13 protein-coding genes and 2 tRNA genes are annotated in these 17022 nt (G+C 43.8%); 7 read left to right on the top strand and 8 right to left on the bottom strand.

The genetic code is table 11. The annotated features are described in order from the left end of the window. The first annotated feature begins 7 nt into the window (after positions 1-7). Positions 8-1855 (top strand): DUF885 family protein, encoded by a 1848-nt coding sequence (locus G3R49_RS05600; protein WP_167868961.1) that lies wholly within the window; start codon positions 8-10, stop codon positions 1853-1855. Between the two features lie 587 nt (positions 1856-2442). Here G3R49_RS05600 and G3R49_RS05595 read toward each other — a convergent pair. From G3R49_RS05595 to trmB, 5 genes are all read right to left on the bottom strand, one after another. Continuing rightward, positions 2443-3384 carry a LysR family transcriptional regulator gene (locus G3R49_RS05595; protein WP_130597878.1) on the bottom strand — a complete coding sequence of 314 codons (942 nt, stop codon included), beginning with the start codon at positions 3382-3384 and terminating at the stop codon, positions 2443-2445. A 523-nt stretch (positions 3385-3907) separates the two neighbouring features. Further along, complete coding sequence (locus tag G3R49_RS05590) at positions 3908-4729, bottom strand: YggN family protein (RefSeq protein WP_167868960.1); 822 nt, start codon at positions 4727-4729, stop codon at positions 3908-3910. A gap of 424 nt (positions 4730-5153) precedes the next feature. Further along, a complete protein-coding gene (gene glsB / locus G3R49_RS05585; RefSeq protein ID WP_167868959.1) occupies positions 5154-6068 on the bottom strand; it encodes a glutaminase B in 915 nt (304 codons plus the stop codon). A gap of 6 nt (positions 6069-6074) precedes the next feature. Continuing rightward, positions 6075-6401 (bottom strand): 50S ribosome-binding protein YggL, encoded by a 327-nt coding sequence (locus G3R49_RS05580; RefSeq protein ID WP_130597881.1) that lies wholly within the window; start codon positions 6399-6401, stop codon positions 6075-6077. Positions 6402-6436: 35 nt separating this feature from the next. Next, on the bottom strand, positions 6437-7153 hold the full coding sequence (gene trmB / locus G3R49_RS05575; RefSeq protein ID WP_130597882.1) for a tRNA (guanosine(46)-N7)-methyltransferase TrmB: 717 nt from the start codon (positions 7151-7153) through the stop codon (positions 6437-6439). Between the two features lie 281 nt (positions 7154-7434). Between trmB and mutY the strand changes: the two genes are divergently transcribed. The 4 genes from mutY to G3R49_RS05555 all read left to right on the top strand — a co-directional run bounded on the left by mutY (position 7435) and on the right by G3R49_RS05555 (position 12912). Then, the gene (mutY, locus tag G3R49_RS05570) at positions 7435-8541 is read left to right on the top strand and encodes an A/G-specific adenine glycosylase (RefSeq protein WP_167868958.1); all 1107 of its coding nucleotides are present in this window, start codon (positions 7435-7437) and stop codon (positions 8539-8541) included. A gap of 2 nt (positions 8542-8543) precedes the next feature. Then, positions 8544-8822, top strand: a complete 279-nt coding sequence (locus tag G3R49_RS05565; protein WP_130597884.1) for an oxidative damage protection protein — start codon at positions 8544-8546, stop codon at positions 8820-8822. A gap of 258 nt (positions 8823-9080) precedes the next feature. Then, positions 9081-10439 carry an MFS transporter gene (locus tag G3R49_RS05560; protein WP_210147128.1) on the top strand — a complete coding sequence of 453 codons (1359 nt, stop codon included), beginning with the start codon at positions 9081-9083 and terminating at the stop codon, positions 10437-10439. Between the two features lie 61 nt (positions 10440-10500). After that, positions 10501-12912 (top strand): amylo-alpha-1,6-glucosidase, encoded by a 2412-nt coding sequence (locus tag G3R49_RS05555; RefSeq protein WP_210147127.1) that lies wholly within the window; start codon positions 10501-10503, stop codon positions 12910-12912. A gap of 176 nt (positions 12913-13088) precedes the next feature. On the opposite strand, the gene G3R49_RS05550 is transcribed toward G3R49_RS05555, so the two are convergent. Together G3R49_RS05550 and G3R49_RS05545 are read right to left on the bottom strand one after the other, a co-directional pair. Then, positions 13089-13682: a YceI family protein gene (locus G3R49_RS05550; RefSeq protein ID WP_167868956.1), complete on the bottom strand. Its 594-nt coding sequence runs from the start codon at positions 13680-13682 to the stop codon at positions 13089-13091. Positions 13683-13732: 50 nt separating this feature from the next. Then, positions 13733-14296 carry a cytochrome b gene (locus G3R49_RS05545; RefSeq protein WP_167868955.1) on the bottom strand — a complete coding sequence of 188 codons (564 nt, stop codon included), beginning with the start codon at positions 14294-14296 and terminating at the stop codon, positions 13733-13735. A 459-nt stretch (positions 14297-14755) separates the two neighbouring features. Between G3R49_RS05545 and G3R49_RS05540 the strand changes: the two genes are divergently transcribed. Then, positions 14756-14831: transfer RNA gene (locus G3R49_RS05540), tRNA-Phe, on the top strand. A gap of 7 nt (positions 14832-14838) precedes the next feature. Further along, positions 14839-14914: transfer RNA gene (locus tag G3R49_RS05535), tRNA-Thr, on the top strand. A 239-nt stretch (positions 14915-15153) separates the two neighbouring features. Here G3R49_RS05535 and G3R49_RS05530 read toward each other — a convergent pair. Continuing rightward, entirely contained in the window at positions 15154-16974 is a 1821-nt protein-coding gene (locus tag G3R49_RS05530; protein WP_167868954.1) for a cyanophycinase, read from the bottom strand. Positions 16975-17022 lie beyond the last annotated feature (48 nt).

Here is a 17022-nt window from a genome sequence, read left to right as displayed (position 1 = left end):
GTTAACGATGGCAATAAAAACCAAAACAACCCTCATCGCTCTCGCTATAGCAACCGTATTTGCAGGCACAGCTTGTACTAACGTCAACTCTTCAAGTTCAGCTACGCAACCTGTAGCAGAACAAGTAGAGGCTAAAACTGAATCGCAAAAAGCCAATGAGCTTTACCAAGCCATCTTTATGGAAAATGTGATGGCAAGCCCTGTGTACCAAACTTATCTTGGTATCAAGAAGGACTATGGTAAATGGGACGACATTAGCGATAAAAACACTGATGAAAATCTAGCTCGAGCTAAAAAACACCTTGCCCAACTTGCTAAAATTGACGTAACTCAGTTAGATGAGCAAACCGCACTTAGCCAAAAGTTATTGGTTGCTAATCTAGAAAACCAAATTGCTGATGATAAGTGGCGTCACCACAACTATCCAGTTAACCAAATGTATGGCCTGCACTCTATGGTTGCATCATTTTTGATTAACCAACATCAAATTGCCGAAGTTAGTGATGCTAAAGCCTACATTAGCCGCTTAAACGGCACTAAGCCAATGCTCAAACAACTTGAAACTGAGCTGCAATTGCGTGCAGACAAAGGCATTATCGCGCCGAAATTTGTGTTCCCATACGTTATTTCAGACAGTCAGAACATTATCACCGGTGCCCCATTTGATAACAGCGGCGCAGACAGCACACTGTGGGCAGACTTTAACCGCAAAATTGATAAGTTAGAGTTAGATGCAGACAGCAAGCAAGCACTGTTAGATGAAGCAAAAGGTGCGCTCATTAACAACTTACAACCGGCATATAAGAGCCTAGTTAGCTACTTAAACAAGTTAGAGAAACAAGCCGATACCCGTGATGGTGTGTGGAAGCTGCCTGAAGGTGACGTATTTTTCAATAACGCACTCAAGCGAACTACCACAACAGACATGACATCTGAGCAAATCCACCAGCTAGGACTGAGTGAAGTCGCCCGCATTCACGGTGAGATGAAGCAAATCATGGCGAAAGTTGGCTTCAAAGGTAACTTACAAGAGTTCTTTACCTTTATGCGTGATGACGAGCAATTCTATTACCCAGAAACGGATGAAGGTAAAGCGGCTTACTTAAAAGAAGCGAAAGCCATGATTGACGTCATGGAGTCACGCTTAGATGAAGTATTTAAAATTAAACCTAAAGCGCCACTAGTGGTACGTCAGGTTGAGGCATTCCGCGAAAAATCTGCTGGTAAGGCGTTTTACAGCCAGCCAGCGCCTGATGGTTCACTACCAGGCATTTACTACGCGAACCTTTACGACATGAAGGCCATGCCTAAATACCAAATGGAAGCACTTGCCTACCATGAAGGTATTCCTGGCCACCACATGCAAATCGCTATTTCACAAGAGCTTGAGGGCATTCCTATGTTCCGCAAGTTTGGCCGTTACACAGCTTACACCGAAGGCTGGGGACTCTATACCGAATACTTCCCGAAAGAGATGGGCTTATACCAAGATCCATACTCTGACTTTGGTCGTCTAGCAATGGAGCTATGGCGCGCATGTCGCCTAGTGGTTGATACAGGTATTCACACCAAAAAGTGGACTCGTGAGCAAGGTATCGCATATTACGTTGATAACACGCCAAACGCTGAGTCTGATGCAATCAAAATGGTTGAGCGCCACGTAGTCATGCCATCTCAAGCAACCGCTTACAAAGTAGGTATGATCAAAATTCTAGAATTACGTGAAGATGCCAAAGCTAAACTTGGTGACAAATTTGATATTCGCGACTTCCACACACTTATCTTAAAGAACGGCCCTCTGCCGCTTGATGTTTTAGAGCAGCAAGTTGACCAATGGGTTGCGAGTGTTAAGTAAGCTAATACTTAGCTTATAGACATAAAATCGCTAAAAAGGACAAGCAAACGCTTGTCCTTTTTTGTTGCCACAATCACAGCACGCAACGGTTAGTATGAGTGATTAACTATCGGATAAAGCGTGCTTAGATACATCGCTAAGGTAGAAACACTTAGACAAATTTAAAAGGCGAGTGTCACTGCAAGTCAGCTGAATTACAGGCAAAAAATAACCCCAGACAAAGTCTGGGGTACCAAAATTAGGATGATGGTTTGAAGGCTAGCACTGTTTGATAAATAAAACAGCTGCCAGCTAAGATCCAAAACTGCGAAGTTGCTGATTTGTATATTTAAAAAAGAAGGGGTCATTTCTTTTTTAAATATAGGGTTCAAATCATTTTGAATCAGATGAGGCCATTGTATTTATTTCAGAACAGAGTGCAATAGGACTTTTGCCAAGATCACCCTAAGCCATTGAAGTTAACTTTTTACCAATGTGATCAAGATCAACCTAAACAACTGTTTCGATTACAAAAACAAAAAGCCGCGAACTAATTCGCGGCTTTTTACTAAATTCCGAACAATGTTTTCACCATGTATGGTTGGTGACTATTTGCGCATTTTATATAAATGCTCACATTTCGCGTCCCAATATGGCGGGCTACCAATGTGCTCTTTAATAAAGTCGATAAACGCACTAACCTTAGGCGCTAAGTGCTTACGGCGTGGGTAAACAGCTTGCAGTGGTAAGTTATTGGTTAACTGCCACTCAGGTAACAACGGAACCAAGGTACCCTGCTCTAACTCATCTTCAAGCAGGTAGCTTGCAAGGTAAACCACACCCAAGCCACTTACTGCCGCAGACTTAAGCGCTGGTGCATTATCCACACGGAAATTACCAGAAACGCCTATCTCGCAATAATCGTCACCTTTCTTAAACTGCCACATGCTGTGCTCATGCCACTCACCTTGGTAAACAAGGCAGTTATGGTCAACTAGCTGTTCAGGGCGAGTTAAGGTGCCGTGCTTAGCAATATAATCAGGCGACGCAGCTAACAAGAACTGACACTTCATTAGTGGTCTGGCAACCATGCCAAGTGGTAACTGCTCAGACATAGTTAACAGTAGATCTAAGCCTTCACTTACTACGTCAACCTTATGATCAAGCAAGCTCACCTGCAGTTCTAACTCAGGGTGCTTGGCCATAAACTCTGGCAGTGCCGGAATGATGTGCATGGTACCGAAAGACTGGGAAATACCCACCTTAAGTACACCACGAGTTGCATCATTGAGGTTATGCACACTGGCGACAGCTTGCTCAGCATCACGCAGTAGCTCTTCACCTTGAAGGTAAAGCAGATTACCCGCCTCAGTTAAACTTAAACTACGTGTCGTACGTTGAATAAGTTGCACACCAAGTTTGTGTTCTAAGTCAGCGACTTGAGTACTCACTTTGGATTTAGAAATCCCAAGACGTCTAGCAGCAGCACTAAAACTGCCTGCTCGAGCCACATGGGTAAAAATTGCAATGGGTTCTAACAGTTCTAACATGGAAGTCGCCTTAAATTGATTACGACACAAAAGTATTAAGCGAAGTCCTTCTGTTCATAAGCGGTCTACTTATTCGGCTAACATTACTCAACCATTGTGCTAACGGTTGCAACAATGCACCTCAGAAGGCGTCTACATCTTGTTAACGATTATCCGAAATAGCCAACTATTTCAGGAATCCAAGTTATTTTTCTTATAATTTTTATGAGTATAACAAAAAATTGTCCAATTGCTCTATATTTATAATTGACAATTTTTTTAGCCGAACAAAGTTGATATTTTTTGTGCAACTGATAGGAAACTATTTGTGCGACCAGCCCGTGAACAGGCAAAAAAAGCCCCTGTTACCTTGGATGAAGTAACAGGGGAAGGTCAGGATATTTGTTAAAATATCGAGGGAAGATTTTACGTGCTGCGTCTTCAACAACTTCGAAAGCAACAGCTTCGAATTCAAAAGCTTCGAAGAATCAAAACTCTAGGACTGACAACACAGGTTAGCTAATTTAGATAGCTAGTTAACACCTTATTCAGATTTAGCCACATACGAGCTAGGTTGCGTCAGTATATAAGGTGCAAGCTCTGGTACTTCTCGGCGTAGTTGCTGCTCTAGCTCAACAACTGACTGGAAGTTCTCGCATACTTTTTCAGCTCTATGTTCGATGTCTTTTGACTGCTCAGCGATTTGCATTTCGATGTCATCGCCAATGTTTTCCATTTTACGGCCAAAGGCTTCCATCTTCTCTTCAAAGCTGCCACCTTCAGAAGACATGATTTGACCACCTAGCGCCATCATCATGGTGCCAATAGAGTTAGTCATCACCTCTTCAATTTCTTTCTCGAACTCTTCGTTGAACGCATTTTCCATTGTGGTTTCTGTTGCGCCTAAGAAGAAACGATCACCTTGCTGATAGGCTAACTCATCAACTCGGTCTTGAATGCCAACCATTAACTCATCTATTTGGCTACCTGCCGCATCACCTAAGATTGGTGTCAGCGCCATGCTTACAGCTTGAGTGGCTAACACTACAACGTCACCAACTAGGTCAATCACTTCAGGTACTTGTTTAGATACGGCGTCAGAGTATTGATTAACAAGCGCTTGTTGTTTGGCATCAAGTTCAACTTGCTTGCCATTGACATACAACTCACCCATTTCGATACGATATTGCTCTTTACCTTGATCACTTACCTGCAAACGTTTTGGCTCAACAGTGATATCGTAGTTAAGCGCTACGTTGCACTCGTCATCGCTGAATGAAATCTTTGCTTGGGCCGGCATAGCAAAAGTAGTCGATAATACTAAGCCTGTTACCGCAGCAGCTTTAAGCAAGTGTTGATTAGTCATTGTCATCATCCTTAGTCGTTTAAGTCTTTCCAATTTGTTTAGGATAAAGCACGAGGTGTGCCAAATATTAAAAACCAATAATTTTCATGAACTTAAAGTTAAGGCAATGTCTTTAGCAAGTTGGACTTGATGAGCGAAATAACTAACAAGTTGGTTTTTTTAACTAGAGTTGAGGAATTTAACCAATGAGTGAATAACAGGTTAAATAATAGAAATCCAAGTTTGTGCCACAAAGCACTAAGTGATTTAAGCTGCAAGTGATTTAAGCTGTAAGTGATTGAACCAGCAAACGAGAGATAAAAGTAACTTGCCGCAAATAGCGGTAAACAAACGCTGGTGCGATTGGAAATATGCACTTTAGCCAATACCTCTTTAAAGAGATGTTGGCTAAAGCTGTGAGCTGTTGTTAGATAAGTGACTCGCGTTAAAAAATTGAGCGCCCAAGTTGCTGACAAATATGCTCAAGCATGGCTGTGCCAGCGAGCGAATTACCGTTAGCATCAAGCTCTGGTGACCATACGCAAATCGACATATCACCGGGAATAACTGCGATAATACCACCACCAACACCGCTTTTACCTGGCATACCAACACGATAGGCAAACTCTCCCGCGCCATCATAAAGTCCAGAGGTTGCAAGCAAGGCATTAAGCTGACGGGTTTGTACCGGGGTAATAAGCTGCTTACCTGCAAGCGTCTTACCTTTGTTAGCAAGATAAAACATCGCTCTTGATAGATCGGCGCAGTTCATTCGCAGTGCGCAGTAATGAAAGTAGCTCTTTAAAACCGTATCAACATCTTCATGGAAGTTGCCGAATGATTTCATCAAATAGGCAATCGCGGCATTTCGGGCACTGGCTTGATATTCAGAGCGAGCCACGGTTTTGTCGTAGCAAATAGACTGATTACCCGCCATCTCCCGTACCCGCTCAAGCATTCTATGCTTAGGGGCACTCAATCTAGACTGAATAAGGTCGGCAATTACCAGCGCACCAGCGTTAATAAACGGGTTACGCGGCTTACCACGCTCAAGCTCAACTTGCACCAGTGAGTTAAACGACTGTCCTGACGGTTCTTTACCAACTCGGCTCCAAATCTCATCTTCTTGATAAAGATTAAGCGCCATAGTTAGACTAAACACCTTAGAGATACTTTGAATCGAGAATGGCTCTAAATAGTCACCCGCACCGATAGTCGTGCCGTCAATGCTAGTAACCGCAATCGCTAGCTTATTAGGATTAACATTCGCTAGTGCGGGAATATAGTCAGCGACTTTGCCCTGACCTAAAAGCGGCCGAACTATGTCGACCGCTTGTTTAAGTAAATCTGCTTGTGGCAATGTTCATTAGTCCCAGTAAAGGTCGTATAAAGCACTCACTTCAACATCTTTCGCAGGCTGCTCTGCCCAAAAGGCTTTAACCGCTGCCATGTCTTCCTCGGTGCACTTACCTAGAGTTTGAGTAGCGATAATGCCCTCCCACTCTTTATGGCCGCCACCATGGAAACCTAATTTGCGCGCCTCGATTACATCATCGATAAACTTATCAACAATCTCGTCAATCTGTGACTCTGTCACCGAATCTTCGAAAGTCCAGTTAACGTCGAATCCAAGCTCTTGGAACTCATCAACGCGTAGTTTCTTACGTAAACGACGGCTACGATTCTTAGCCATGTTATCTCTCCTTAATTGACGAAAAAGCAGCGAGTTTAAGCAGTGCGCTCAAACATAATATCCCAAACACCATGACCAAGACGGTGGCCACGAGCTTCAAACTTAGTTAAAGGGCGACTATCTGGGCGCTCGACAACAGTGCCATCTTTAGACTGGTTTTTAAAGCCTTCTGCATCATGCATCACTTCTAGCATGTGCTCACTGTAGTTTTCCCAGTCTGTTGCCATATGGAAAACACCACCAATTTTAAGCTTGCGGCGAATAAGCTGAGCAAATTCAGGCTGTACAATGCGACGTTTGTGATGACGCTTTTTATGCCATGGATCAGGGAAGAATAACTGCACGCGAGCAAGCGAGCCATCAGCAATCGCGTTTTCTAGCACTTCCATCGCATCATGATGGTAAACACGTAAGTTGCTCACACCAGCTGCGCCAGCGTCAGATAAACAAGAGCCAACACCAGGCTTGTGTACTTCGATACCAATAAAGTTTAATTCTGGTGCGTCAGCTGCCATTTCAACTAACGACGCTCCCATACCAAAGCCAATTTCAAGCACTGTGTCTGCGTCACGGCCGAACACGTGAGTCAAATCAAGCGGCTCAGGGCTGTAGTCTAAACCCATAGTCGCCCAATGTGAGTCAATTGCTTGTTGTTGTCCCTTGGTTAAACGTCCTTCTCTTAAAACAAAGCTTCTGACTTTGCGAAGGTACTTACCTTCTTCGGTGAATTCCGCTGTGGTTACGTCGCTCATTGTTTCCTCTTTTATCATTAGAGACATCTCAGACTCAAACCTAGCCTACATTTAGTGCTTGATTAAGTCGCTTAGCTAATGATAGTCAATTAATTTTTACTAATCGGTCATTATACTCAATCAAGCTGCGGGAGTGGTAGTGTTATTAGCCAATAATGCCGCCAAATATGGCTACTAAACTAATCAACATGAACTCGCTAAATTCAACTGGGTGAAATTCTGCGATACATGCTTGTGCTTGCACTCTTGTACTTAAAGGCTTGCCTATATACACTGCCCCGATGAAATCAAAAGCCTCATTTTCCTCTCGCATTATTACTTGGTACGACCAACACGGGCGTAAAAGTTTACCCTGGCAACAAAATATAACCCCATACAGCGTATGGATTTCAGAGATCATGTTGCAGCAAACCCAGGTCGCGACAGTAATTCCTTACTATCAAACTTTTATGACCCGCTTTCCAACCGTGGTGGATTTAGCCAATGCCGAACAAGATGAAGTACTGCATCTTTGGACTGGGCTTGGCTACTACGCCAGAGCGCGGAATCTTCATAAAGCGGCTCAGCAAGTGCGTGATATTCACCAAGGCGAGTTTCCAACTGAGTTTGAGCAAGTGTTAGCACTGCCAGGCATCGGCCGCTCAACAGCGGGGGCGGTCTTGTCTCTATCTCTTGGTCAGCACCACCCTATTCTTGACGGTAATGTTAAGCGCGTACTAGCTCGTCACAGCGCTATTGATGGCTGGCCAGGTAAGAAAAGCGTTGAGCAACGTCTGTGGCACAAAACTGAAACGGTTACTCCCAAAAAAGATATTCAAAAATTTAATCAGGCAATGATGGATATGGGCGCCAATGTTTGCACTCGCTCAAAACCAAAGTGCGAACAATGCCCTATCGCTATCGACTGTGAAGCGCAGCTTCAGGGCAAGCAAACCCAGTACCCTGGTAAAAAGCCGAAAAAAACGATCCCTGCAAAGCAGGCCTGGATGCTAGTTGAGCTAAAGTTAGATAAAGCAACAGGATTGGTGGGTGATTCTCCTGAGGTAAAACTACTGCAAAGGCCACCAAGTGGAATTTGGGGCGGACTTTGGTGTTTCCCGCAATTTGATTCACAAGCTCAGCTTGAGCAGTTCGCAGCAGATAATCAGCTAACGTTAGCTGAACATGAGCTAAGCGGCTTTAGGCATACGTTTAGTCATTTTCATTTAGACATCACGCCAGTGTTGGTGATACGCGACAATCAAAGCAATGACGCGACCAAGGTCATGGAACAAACTCCAGAGCTTTGGTATAACATCAACCAAAGAGCAAAAGTCGGCTTAGCAGCGGCGACAGAGCGCATACTAGAAAATTTATCTTATATAGCCAACCGTCCAATAAAGGAGTAATCATGGCTCGTACAGTTAATTGTGTTTACCTTAAAAAAGAAGCTGATGGCTTAGACTTCCAACTCTATCCAGGTGATTTAGGTAAGCGTATTTTTGACAATGTTAGTAAAGAAGCTTGGGGCCTATGGCAGAAGAAACAAACCATGCTAATCAACGAGCACAAGCTCAACATGATGAATGTTGACGACCGTAAAATGCTTGAAGAGAACATGGTGAACTTTTTATTTGAAGGCAAAGACGTAGAAATCGAAGGCTACGTACCTCCAAGTGAAGACGAGTAAAATAGTTAAGATAACTAAGCCGTCTTAAACGAATATCAAATAGCCCGCATCCTGCGGGCTATTTTTATACCTCAAAACATCTCAATTAACATTTTATTAAAAATAATACTGGTGATTATCTAATCAATGGCATACATTAAAATAAAAATGTAAGCGCTTTCATTTCTTTTTTTGTCGATTGTGTCAAATGTGTCTAGCTAACACATATAAACGACTTGGCCAGAATAAATAAGCGTAAATTGAAAATGGATGATCATTATGACAAGCACCAACGATGCTCAAAAAGCATTGCCATTAAAAGAGAAAATTGGCTACGCCATGGGCGATGTAGCGTCTAACTTCTATTGGCGCGTGTTTGATGTATTCCTATTCATCTTTTACACCGACGTATTTGGCTTATCCGCTGCTGCCGTTGGCACCATGATGTTAGTCACCCGGTTAATTGACGCGTTTTCAGACCCGCTAATGGGCGCCTTAGCTGATCGCACCCAAACCCGATTTGGTAAATTCAGACCCTATTTACTGCTTGGGATCATTCCAATTGCAGCAGCAGGTGTGCTCACCTTCACCGTTCCAGACTTCAGCGATAGTGGCAAACTCATTTGGGCTTATGCCACCTACATTTTCATGATGCTCGCCTACACCTTTATCAATGTACCTTATGGCGCACTGCTCGGTGTGGTTACAGCTGACAGTCAGCAAAGAACCACCCTAACCAGCTTTCGCTTTATCGGCGCGTTTAGTGGCGGAACCTTGGTCGCCTTTTTAACACCAGAGCTAGTGAATTTACTCGGCGCAGGTGATGAAAAACTCGGCTGGCAGTTGACTATGGCTTGCTATGGTATTGTCGCTGCATTGTGTTTTTATATCAGCTTTGCTGCGACTAAAGAACGCATCGCCCCGCCTGTCAATCAGCGCTCTACAATTACGCAAGACATTAAAGATTTAATCAGCAACAAACCCTGGTTAGTACTGTTCTCGCTCGCGCTTATCATCATGCTAACCATCACCCTGCGAGCCAGTACAGGTACCTTCTACTTTAAGTATTATGTGGGGCGAGAAGATCTTATTGGCTGCTTTACCGCAACTTACATGCTAGCGCTAGCTATAGGCGCTGCAAGTACACCTTTGATGACTAAGTATTGCGATAAAAAGCCGCTACTTATGTACCTAATGTCAGCAGTCGCCATACTTTGTATCGGTTTTTATTTTATCCCCGCCACTAGCATTGAATTGATGTTTGTCACTCAGGCATTAATCGGTTTTTGTTTAGGCCCTAAATCACCTCTGGTGTTTTCTATGTACGCCGATACCGCTGACTTTGGCCAATATCAAAATGGTCGCCGCGCCACAGCCATGACCTTTTCTGCCGCCGCATTTTCGCAAAAACTGGGCGGCGCCATTGCTGGTGCCATGATGGGCTGGATTTTATCTGGCATGGGCTATGTCGCCAATCAAACGCAATCTGACAGCTCAGAGATGGGCATTGTATTGCTCAACACACTCATTCCCGCTGTGTTTGCCGTTATTTCGGTATGGATAATTAGCCGCTACAGCTTAGATGAAGCCACCATGTATAAGGTGAACCAAAGCCTTCATGGTGCGCCAAGCAGCTAATTTGCTGTGTTTTATTCCAAAACTAACAACAAACAGCCCGACAACTAATTAAGCAAGAGATATGAGTATTTTGAACATGATTGACTATCAATCAAATGGTCAGGTGAGTCTAACAAGCCCAACGGACATGCCTAACGCAGTAAGCTTTTTGTGGAACAAACAAATGATGGTGAGCTTTAATTGCCGTGGTTACGCTGTTGGGCAGTTTATGCAGCCAGAGCCAGCTAAGTACGCTAAAGGGCCGAATATTGAAGCAACAACCTTTATTCAACCCGAGCATCCCTACTACAGCCATCATCCAGGCAGGTTTTTCTATATTAAAGATGAAACCAATAATGAGCTGTTTTCTGTACCTTATGCGCCTATCAAAAAGCCGTTAGACAAATTTAATTTTATTGCAGGTCAATCAGAGATTTGTTGGCACATCGAGCACAACCAACTTGAAGTAAACTTGAGCGTCACTCTACCCGTTGATGACGCCGCTGAGCTTTGGCGTATTATCGTCAAAGATTTATCAGGCAAACAGCGCAAGCTGCATCTTTATAGCTACTTCCCAGTGGGTTATATGTCATGGATGAATCAGTCGGCTCACTTTGATAGCGAGCTTAATGCCATTGTCTGTCAAAGCGTTACCCCATATCAGAAGGTCGCTGATTACTTTAAAAATCAGGGCAGTAAAGACAATACTGTGCTCATCAGTCAGCGCAGGCCAGACAGCTTTGAAACCAGGCAAGGCATTTTCGAGGGCGAGTCTGGACTAACCAACCCTGAGGCAATACAGCACGTAAGGCTAGATAACGGTGAAGCTAAATATGAAACACCGGTTGCCAGTATGCACTTTGCACTGACGCTTGATGCGCATAGCACTGATGAGCTTGAGTTTGTGTTTGCGCCAGTTGCCAATAAAGCGCAAATAAAAGCCTTATCCGATAACTATCTGCCGACAAAGCACAAGCAATCATCAGGGCTATCGAGCGATGATAGTTGGAATACTGCATTCAAAGAGTACATAGATCAGGCGGTCAATTGCATCGACATTAGCACGCCTCATGATGAACTTAATCACTTTGTTAATCACTGGCTAGCAAGGCAAGTTTTTTATCATGGCGATGTCAATCGCTTATCTACCGATCCGCAAACTCGCAATTACCTGCAAGATGCCATGGGCATGGTGTACATCAAGCCACAAGCAACAAAAGATGCATTCATCACCGCCCTTAGCCAGCAACATAGAACGGGGGCGATGCCAAATGGCATCTTACTCAATGAACAAGCTGAGCTTAAATACATTAATCAAGTGCCGCACACCGACCACTGCGTATGGTTAGTGATCTGCTTACAAGCCTATTTAGATGAAACCAATGATTATTCATTCCTGCAGCAAACGCTACCGTTCAAAGACAGTGGCGAACAACTAAGTGTATTTGAGCACATAAATCTTGCTCTAGAATGGTTAGTTAAACAGCGCGACCATCGCGGCTTGAGTTATATCGCACAAGGCGACTGGTGCGATCCGATGAACATGGTGGGCTACAAGGGTAAAGGGGTGTCAAGCTGGTTAAGTTTGGCGACCTCTTATGCCCTCAGGTTGTGGAGTAATGTTGCCATAAAACTTCAAGAGCACGAACTTGCAGAGCAGCTATCTGTATTGAGCCTGCAGATAAATGATAGCGTCAACCAACATTGCTGGGATGGCAACTGGTACGGTCGAGGCATCACTGATGATGGGGTAAAGTTTGGCGTTAGTGATGATGTAGAAGGCCGTATTTATGCCAACCCACAAAGCTTTGCCCTGCTAGCAAATGCCAGTGACGAGCAGCAAAGCCAATCTATGATTGAGCAAGTTCAGCAACAACTATTCACGCCCTTTGGGCTTATGATGCTGGCGCCAAGCTACACCCAAATGCGCGAAGATGTTGGCAGGGTCACGCAAAAGTACCCAGGAAGCGCTGAAAACGGCTCAGTCTATAATCATGCCGCGATTTTTTATGCCTACGCGCTTTATGATGAGCACTCAAATAAGCATAAAGACACAGCCTGGCAGGTGATGAGTAAAATGCTACCTAGCAGCGAGCAAGGCGATCAAATTGCCCGTGGGCAACTCCCTGTATTTATTCCAAATTACTACCGCGGCGCCTATTTTCAGCACCCTGATGTAGCAGGTAAATCAAGTCAGTTATTTAACACAGGCACAGTCGCCTGGTATTACCGATGTTTAATTGAAAAACTGTTTGGATTACAAGGCTGTGAGCGAGGTTTAAAGATTGCGCCGCAATTGCCAAGTAACTGGCCTCAAGCTAGCGTTACACGCCGTTTTCGCGGCGCAACCTTTGAGGTTGACTATAAGCAAAGCCAATCGAGTGAAGCTGCCAGCACAGTTAAAGTTCGCTTAAATGGACAGCCGATTGTTGGCAATATCATTGACGATATCGAGGCGGGTAAGCACTACAAGGTTAACGTAGAGCTGAGTTAAGTTGGTGAGCGAGGTTACGGCGAATAAACAGGCACTTTCAGAGTGAGACAGAACAAAAAAGCACAAGCTAATATGCTTGTGCTTGTGCTTGTGCTTTTGCTTTTGCTTTTGCTTGGATTATCTCAAATTTAACCTGATAGTTTACCGCTTTACGAGCGTTAGCTACCCGAGCAAAATTACTGCTTAATACCCTCAACTACTAACTCAAGATCCACATAGGCAGATGCAGGGCCAAGATCCATCTTCACACCGTAATCTTTCATCTTAAAGCGAGTAGTACCGGTAAAACCCGCGCGGTAGCCGCCCCAAGGATCTTTGCCCTCGCCCACCATTACAGCATCGATCGCCAACGGCTTAGTCACGCCATTAAAGGTAAAGTCACCATTAACAACCAGCTTACCGTTGCCTTTATCTTCAATTGATGTCGATACAAAGCTTGCTTGAGGGTGCTTGCTGGTATTTAAAAAATCAGAGCCGCGCAAATGCTTGTCGCGCTCAGCATGGTTTGAATCAACGCTTTTGGTATTAATCGTTACGTTGATTTTACCAGCAGCTAGATTGTCCTTGTCATAACTAAAGTCGCCAGAAAACTCATTAAAACGCCCCATCACGAAGCTGTAGCCCAAGTGGCTCACTTTGAATTGAATAAATGCATGGGCACCTTGCGTATCAATTTTGTAGTCAGCGGCATTAGCGCTAAACGATGCACCTAATAAACTGGTTGCGGCAACTAGGCCTACTATTGACTTACCAAAGAGTGATTTTTTCATTGCTATTCCTTTATCTAAATTAATGAAACTGTGTTGTGGGGCTACGCTTATTATTCAGGGCGAAGCATACGTTTAAGGGTGTTATCTTTGTCGACAAAATGGTGCTTAATCGCGCCTGCACCATGGACAACAACGAGTGCAATTAAGCTATAAGCTGCGTATTGATGAATTAATCCAGCAATATCTGCCTGATTTTCAAATAGCTGCTCTTTACCAAACAGTAAACCTGGTGATGGCAGCTCAAACCAATCAAAAACTAAAATTCCACGGCCATCTGCTGTCGAAATCAAAATACCTGACACCATAATCGTGAATAACAGCATGTAGATAAGACCATGAGCAATGCTTGCCGCCTTTTGCTCCCAAGCTTTATGCTCTGCAGCTTTACTGACTTTAGGATTTAGCTGTTTCCAAGCGATTCGTATCACTGTTGCCAACAACAGCATCAAGCCGATACTTTTATGCCAATGAGGCGCTACCTGATACCACTTACTGTAATAAGTTAGTTCGACCATCCAAAAGCCAACCGCAAACAAGCCAATTACCGTAATAGCTGATATCCAGTGCAATCCGATGGCAACCCAGCCATAACCTTGATTTGTATTCTTGAACATTGAACTCCCTTTAACTCCTGCGCTTACTGCTACTAGCTATGTGCATCTATTTGGTGTCTCGTTTAATTGTTGAACTCATTCTATACACCCATTTTTTAGATTTAAATTGCAAAGATTCGCCATTAACATTCTATTTTTTAGAATCAAACTCTATGTAGTTAATCAAACATAAGGTTTGTACTCCCTAAAATAGCAGTCATAGGCGACACCAAGTAAGGCTGAGTAACATTGATTCAAATGCGGTGAATAAGCCTCAACACTAGCAACTGCAAGCTAAGCTAACCTTAAAACAGTTAAACACTGAACAATTTGCGCATTAACTAGGCTAACGACAATAAACCCATTAAAAAGCACTTGCACGATGAAAACCACCGCTATAATATGTGCGCACTCCGAACGAGACAGGGCTTATAAGCCTAAGTTAATGTTCGAAGTAGACGACAAACACTGACGTTTGTTGCCCGAATAGCTCAGTTGGTAGAGCAGAGGATTGAAAATCCTCGTGTCCCTGGTTCGATTCCGGGTTCGGGCACCACTATTTAGCCGGCATAGCTCAGTTGGTAGAGCAACTGACTTGTAATCAGTAGGTCCCGAGTTCGACTCTTGGTGCCGGCACCATATACAACGAAGCCACTCAATCGAGTGGCTTTTTTGTTTTCTGCACTTAATTGCACTCCACTGACTGCAACTAAATACCAATTGGGATAAATAAGTGTTCAGAGATTACGCAGGGAAAATCGCTTAGAACAAGGCGGAAATTGCAGCTAGCTAGTTGCCCTACCTACAAAATTTCTAACGAAGTTATAAGCCATTTTTACCAATAAAAAGTAACCAGTAAGAATGATCAAATACTTGTGCTAATTGGTATAACGTAGTTGATAGTCAAACGCCATATTCTGATAGCTACAGTAATCTTTATTTGTGTTATCAGACTCTATTGCGCCACTTGCCTGTTGCCAATGCTCCGCCTTTGTTAGTGTTAGCTCAATTTGCTTACCTTGAAAATGACTAGTAAACATTTGTGATTTGTCAGCAGAGTTACATAGGTTATGCGCCGCTTTTAGATAATTTTCACCCGTAAAAATATCATTAACTCCAGCGCTTCTTGACAACGTTACTGGCAAAGTGACGGACTCAGTGACTGAGGTAGTAGCTTTTACTTGCTCATCGCTCACGGAGGATGCTTGTTTCCAACTGGCAAAATCAATAGTTAACTTACCAGCTTGCAAACGCATGCGATCGTCTCGGGTAGCAAAATGAGTCAAAACTTGGTTTTTCTTGCCGCCATCAGCAAGTTTATTTTCAACAACAAACACACCAGTTTGACCAACAACCTGCATTTCAAGCTGCTCTTTAGACTGCCACGACACCACTAATGCAGTGGCTTCATCAACGCCAAAAGCAAATCTAGACTGAGTATCAGTAACCAACTTTACCAATCGCCCTTGCCTGCCGCGCTCAGAGAAATGGGTGTCCATAATGCCCCACTTGAACAGACCCATTCCGCCTTGACTGTTGTAGGTTAAATCATCATTAAGTAGCTCACCACATTGGTTATCTTTATTGCAGCCAGCACTTGGCAACACATCTGCTTTCGCCCCTCTAAGTAGTGCAACTTCACTGCGGCCGTTAGTGATCATAGGAACCTGCTTTTGTTGATAGACGCCACCAGACATCACAGCTGTGCCTGCGCTAGTGCCGCCAACAATAAGCTGATTTTGCTCAAGCTGCTTACGAATGGCCTTCAGAAGCGCGTTGTCAGTCCCATCTTTGTTCTTAAACGCTTGTAATGTAAGCGACTGATCGCCGCCGTTGATAAATAAGCCATCAGCTTGTTCAATCGCATTGATAAAAGCTGCAGGCTCACGGCACCATTGTTGCTGGTTTACATAATGATCGGGATACACAAACTTGCGCTTTATTGTGCCTAGTACCTCGGCTTGATATTGCTCCAACTGCGTACAAGCAGCTACCTCGGTTCCTTGCTGTTGCCAGAGTGTATTTAGCGCAGCATCTATTGGCAACCAGCTGACCTCGGCGCCAGTTTCAGCGAACACACTTTGATAAAAATCTACCGCTTCAAATGGGTCACGCGCTGAAGCAGTCACCACTAGAATTTTTGGTTTAGTTCTTTGTTTTATTTTGGCTTTTACAGCTGCAAATTGGGTGAAGCGATTAAAGACTTCCTTTGAAAATGGATTGCGAGTATTAGCAACAGAGGCCCGCTCTTGGCGACGAAAACCTTTGTCATCAACTAAACCAAGTTCTAGCGCATCTAACAGCAAATAAAACTCACGATCGGCCAGTTGATTAACCAGCTTTTTGCCCCCATTGGCAACCCATAAACTGCGTAACTGCGACTTAGTCAATACGCCAGGATTGTCACGGCGCATATCAATTAACAACCGCTTCAACGAGTGCTTTTGATGCTCAAGATGACCTTGTGGCCAATGTTGAAACAGGAAATCAATGTTGTCTTTTGACACTTGATACAAGGGGCGGGATTTGTCGGATTCATGAATAAAATCATCAGATAGACATTGGCTTGGAGACATAGATGAGCAAGTTTTTAGCCCACCACCAACTAAAAACAGCTTGGCATTTTGACCAAATTCATCGGCAAAGCCGGAAAACGAGAAAACTAAACCGGCAAGAAGTATCGATGGCGTGCGCAGCATTTTTCAATTCCTTGTGTAAACATAATGTTGATAGAATTTTGCAAAAAC

The organism is Shewanella sp. WXL01, assembly GCF_012263345.1.
In the GTDB taxonomy this organism is placed as follows: Bacteria; Pseudomonadota; Gammaproteobacteria; order Enterobacterales; family Shewanellaceae; genus Shewanella; species Shewanella maritima.
Note: the sequence above shows the minus strand (reverse complement) of the source record. Positions and strands in the feature narration are given on the sequence as shown.

Coding starts and splice junctions, on each gene's coding strand:
- G3R49_RS05600 (WP_167868961.1), top strand. CDS start 8: ATGGCAATAAAAACCAAAACAACCCTCATCGCTCTCGCTATAGCAACC.
- G3R49_RS05595 (WP_130597878.1), bottom strand. CDS start 3,384: ATGTTAGAACTGTTAGAACCCATTGCAATTTTTACCCATGTGGCTCGA.
- G3R49_RS05590 (WP_167868960.1), bottom strand. CDS start 4,729: ATGACTAATCAACACTTGCTTAAAGCTGCTGCGGTAACAGGCTTAGTA.
- G3R49_RS05580 (WP_130597881.1), bottom strand. CDS start 6,401: ATGGCTAAGAATCGTAGCCGTCGTTTACGTAAGAAACTACGCGTTGAT.
- trmB (WP_130597882.1), bottom strand. CDS start 7,153: ATGAGCGACGTAACCACAGCGGAATTCACCGAAGAAGGTAAGTACCTT.
- mutY (WP_167868958.1), top strand. CDS start 7,435: ATGAAATCAAAAGCCTCATTTTCCTCTCGCATTATTACTTGGTACGAC.
- G3R49_RS05565 (WP_130597884.1), top strand. CDS start 8,544: ATGGCTCGTACAGTTAATTGTGTTTACCTTAAAAAAGAAGCTGATGGC.
- G3R49_RS05560 (WP_210147128.1), top strand. CDS start 9,081: ATGACAAGCACCAACGATGCTCAAAAAGCATTGCCATTAAAAGAGAAA.
- G3R49_RS05555 (WP_210147127.1), top strand. CDS start 10,501: ATGAGTATTTTGAACATGATTGACTATCAATCAAATGGTCAGGTGAGT.
- G3R49_RS05550 (WP_167868956.1), bottom strand. CDS start 13,682: ATGAAAAAATCACTCTTTGGTAAGTCAATAGTAGGCCTAGTTGCCGCA.
- G3R49_RS05545 (WP_167868955.1), bottom strand. CDS start 14,296: ATGTTCAAGAATACAAATCAAGGTTATGGCTGGGTTGCCATCGGATTG.
- G3R49_RS05530 (WP_167868954.1), bottom strand. CDS start 16,974: ATGCTGCGCACGCCATCGATACTTCTTGCCGGTTTAGTTTTCTCGTTT.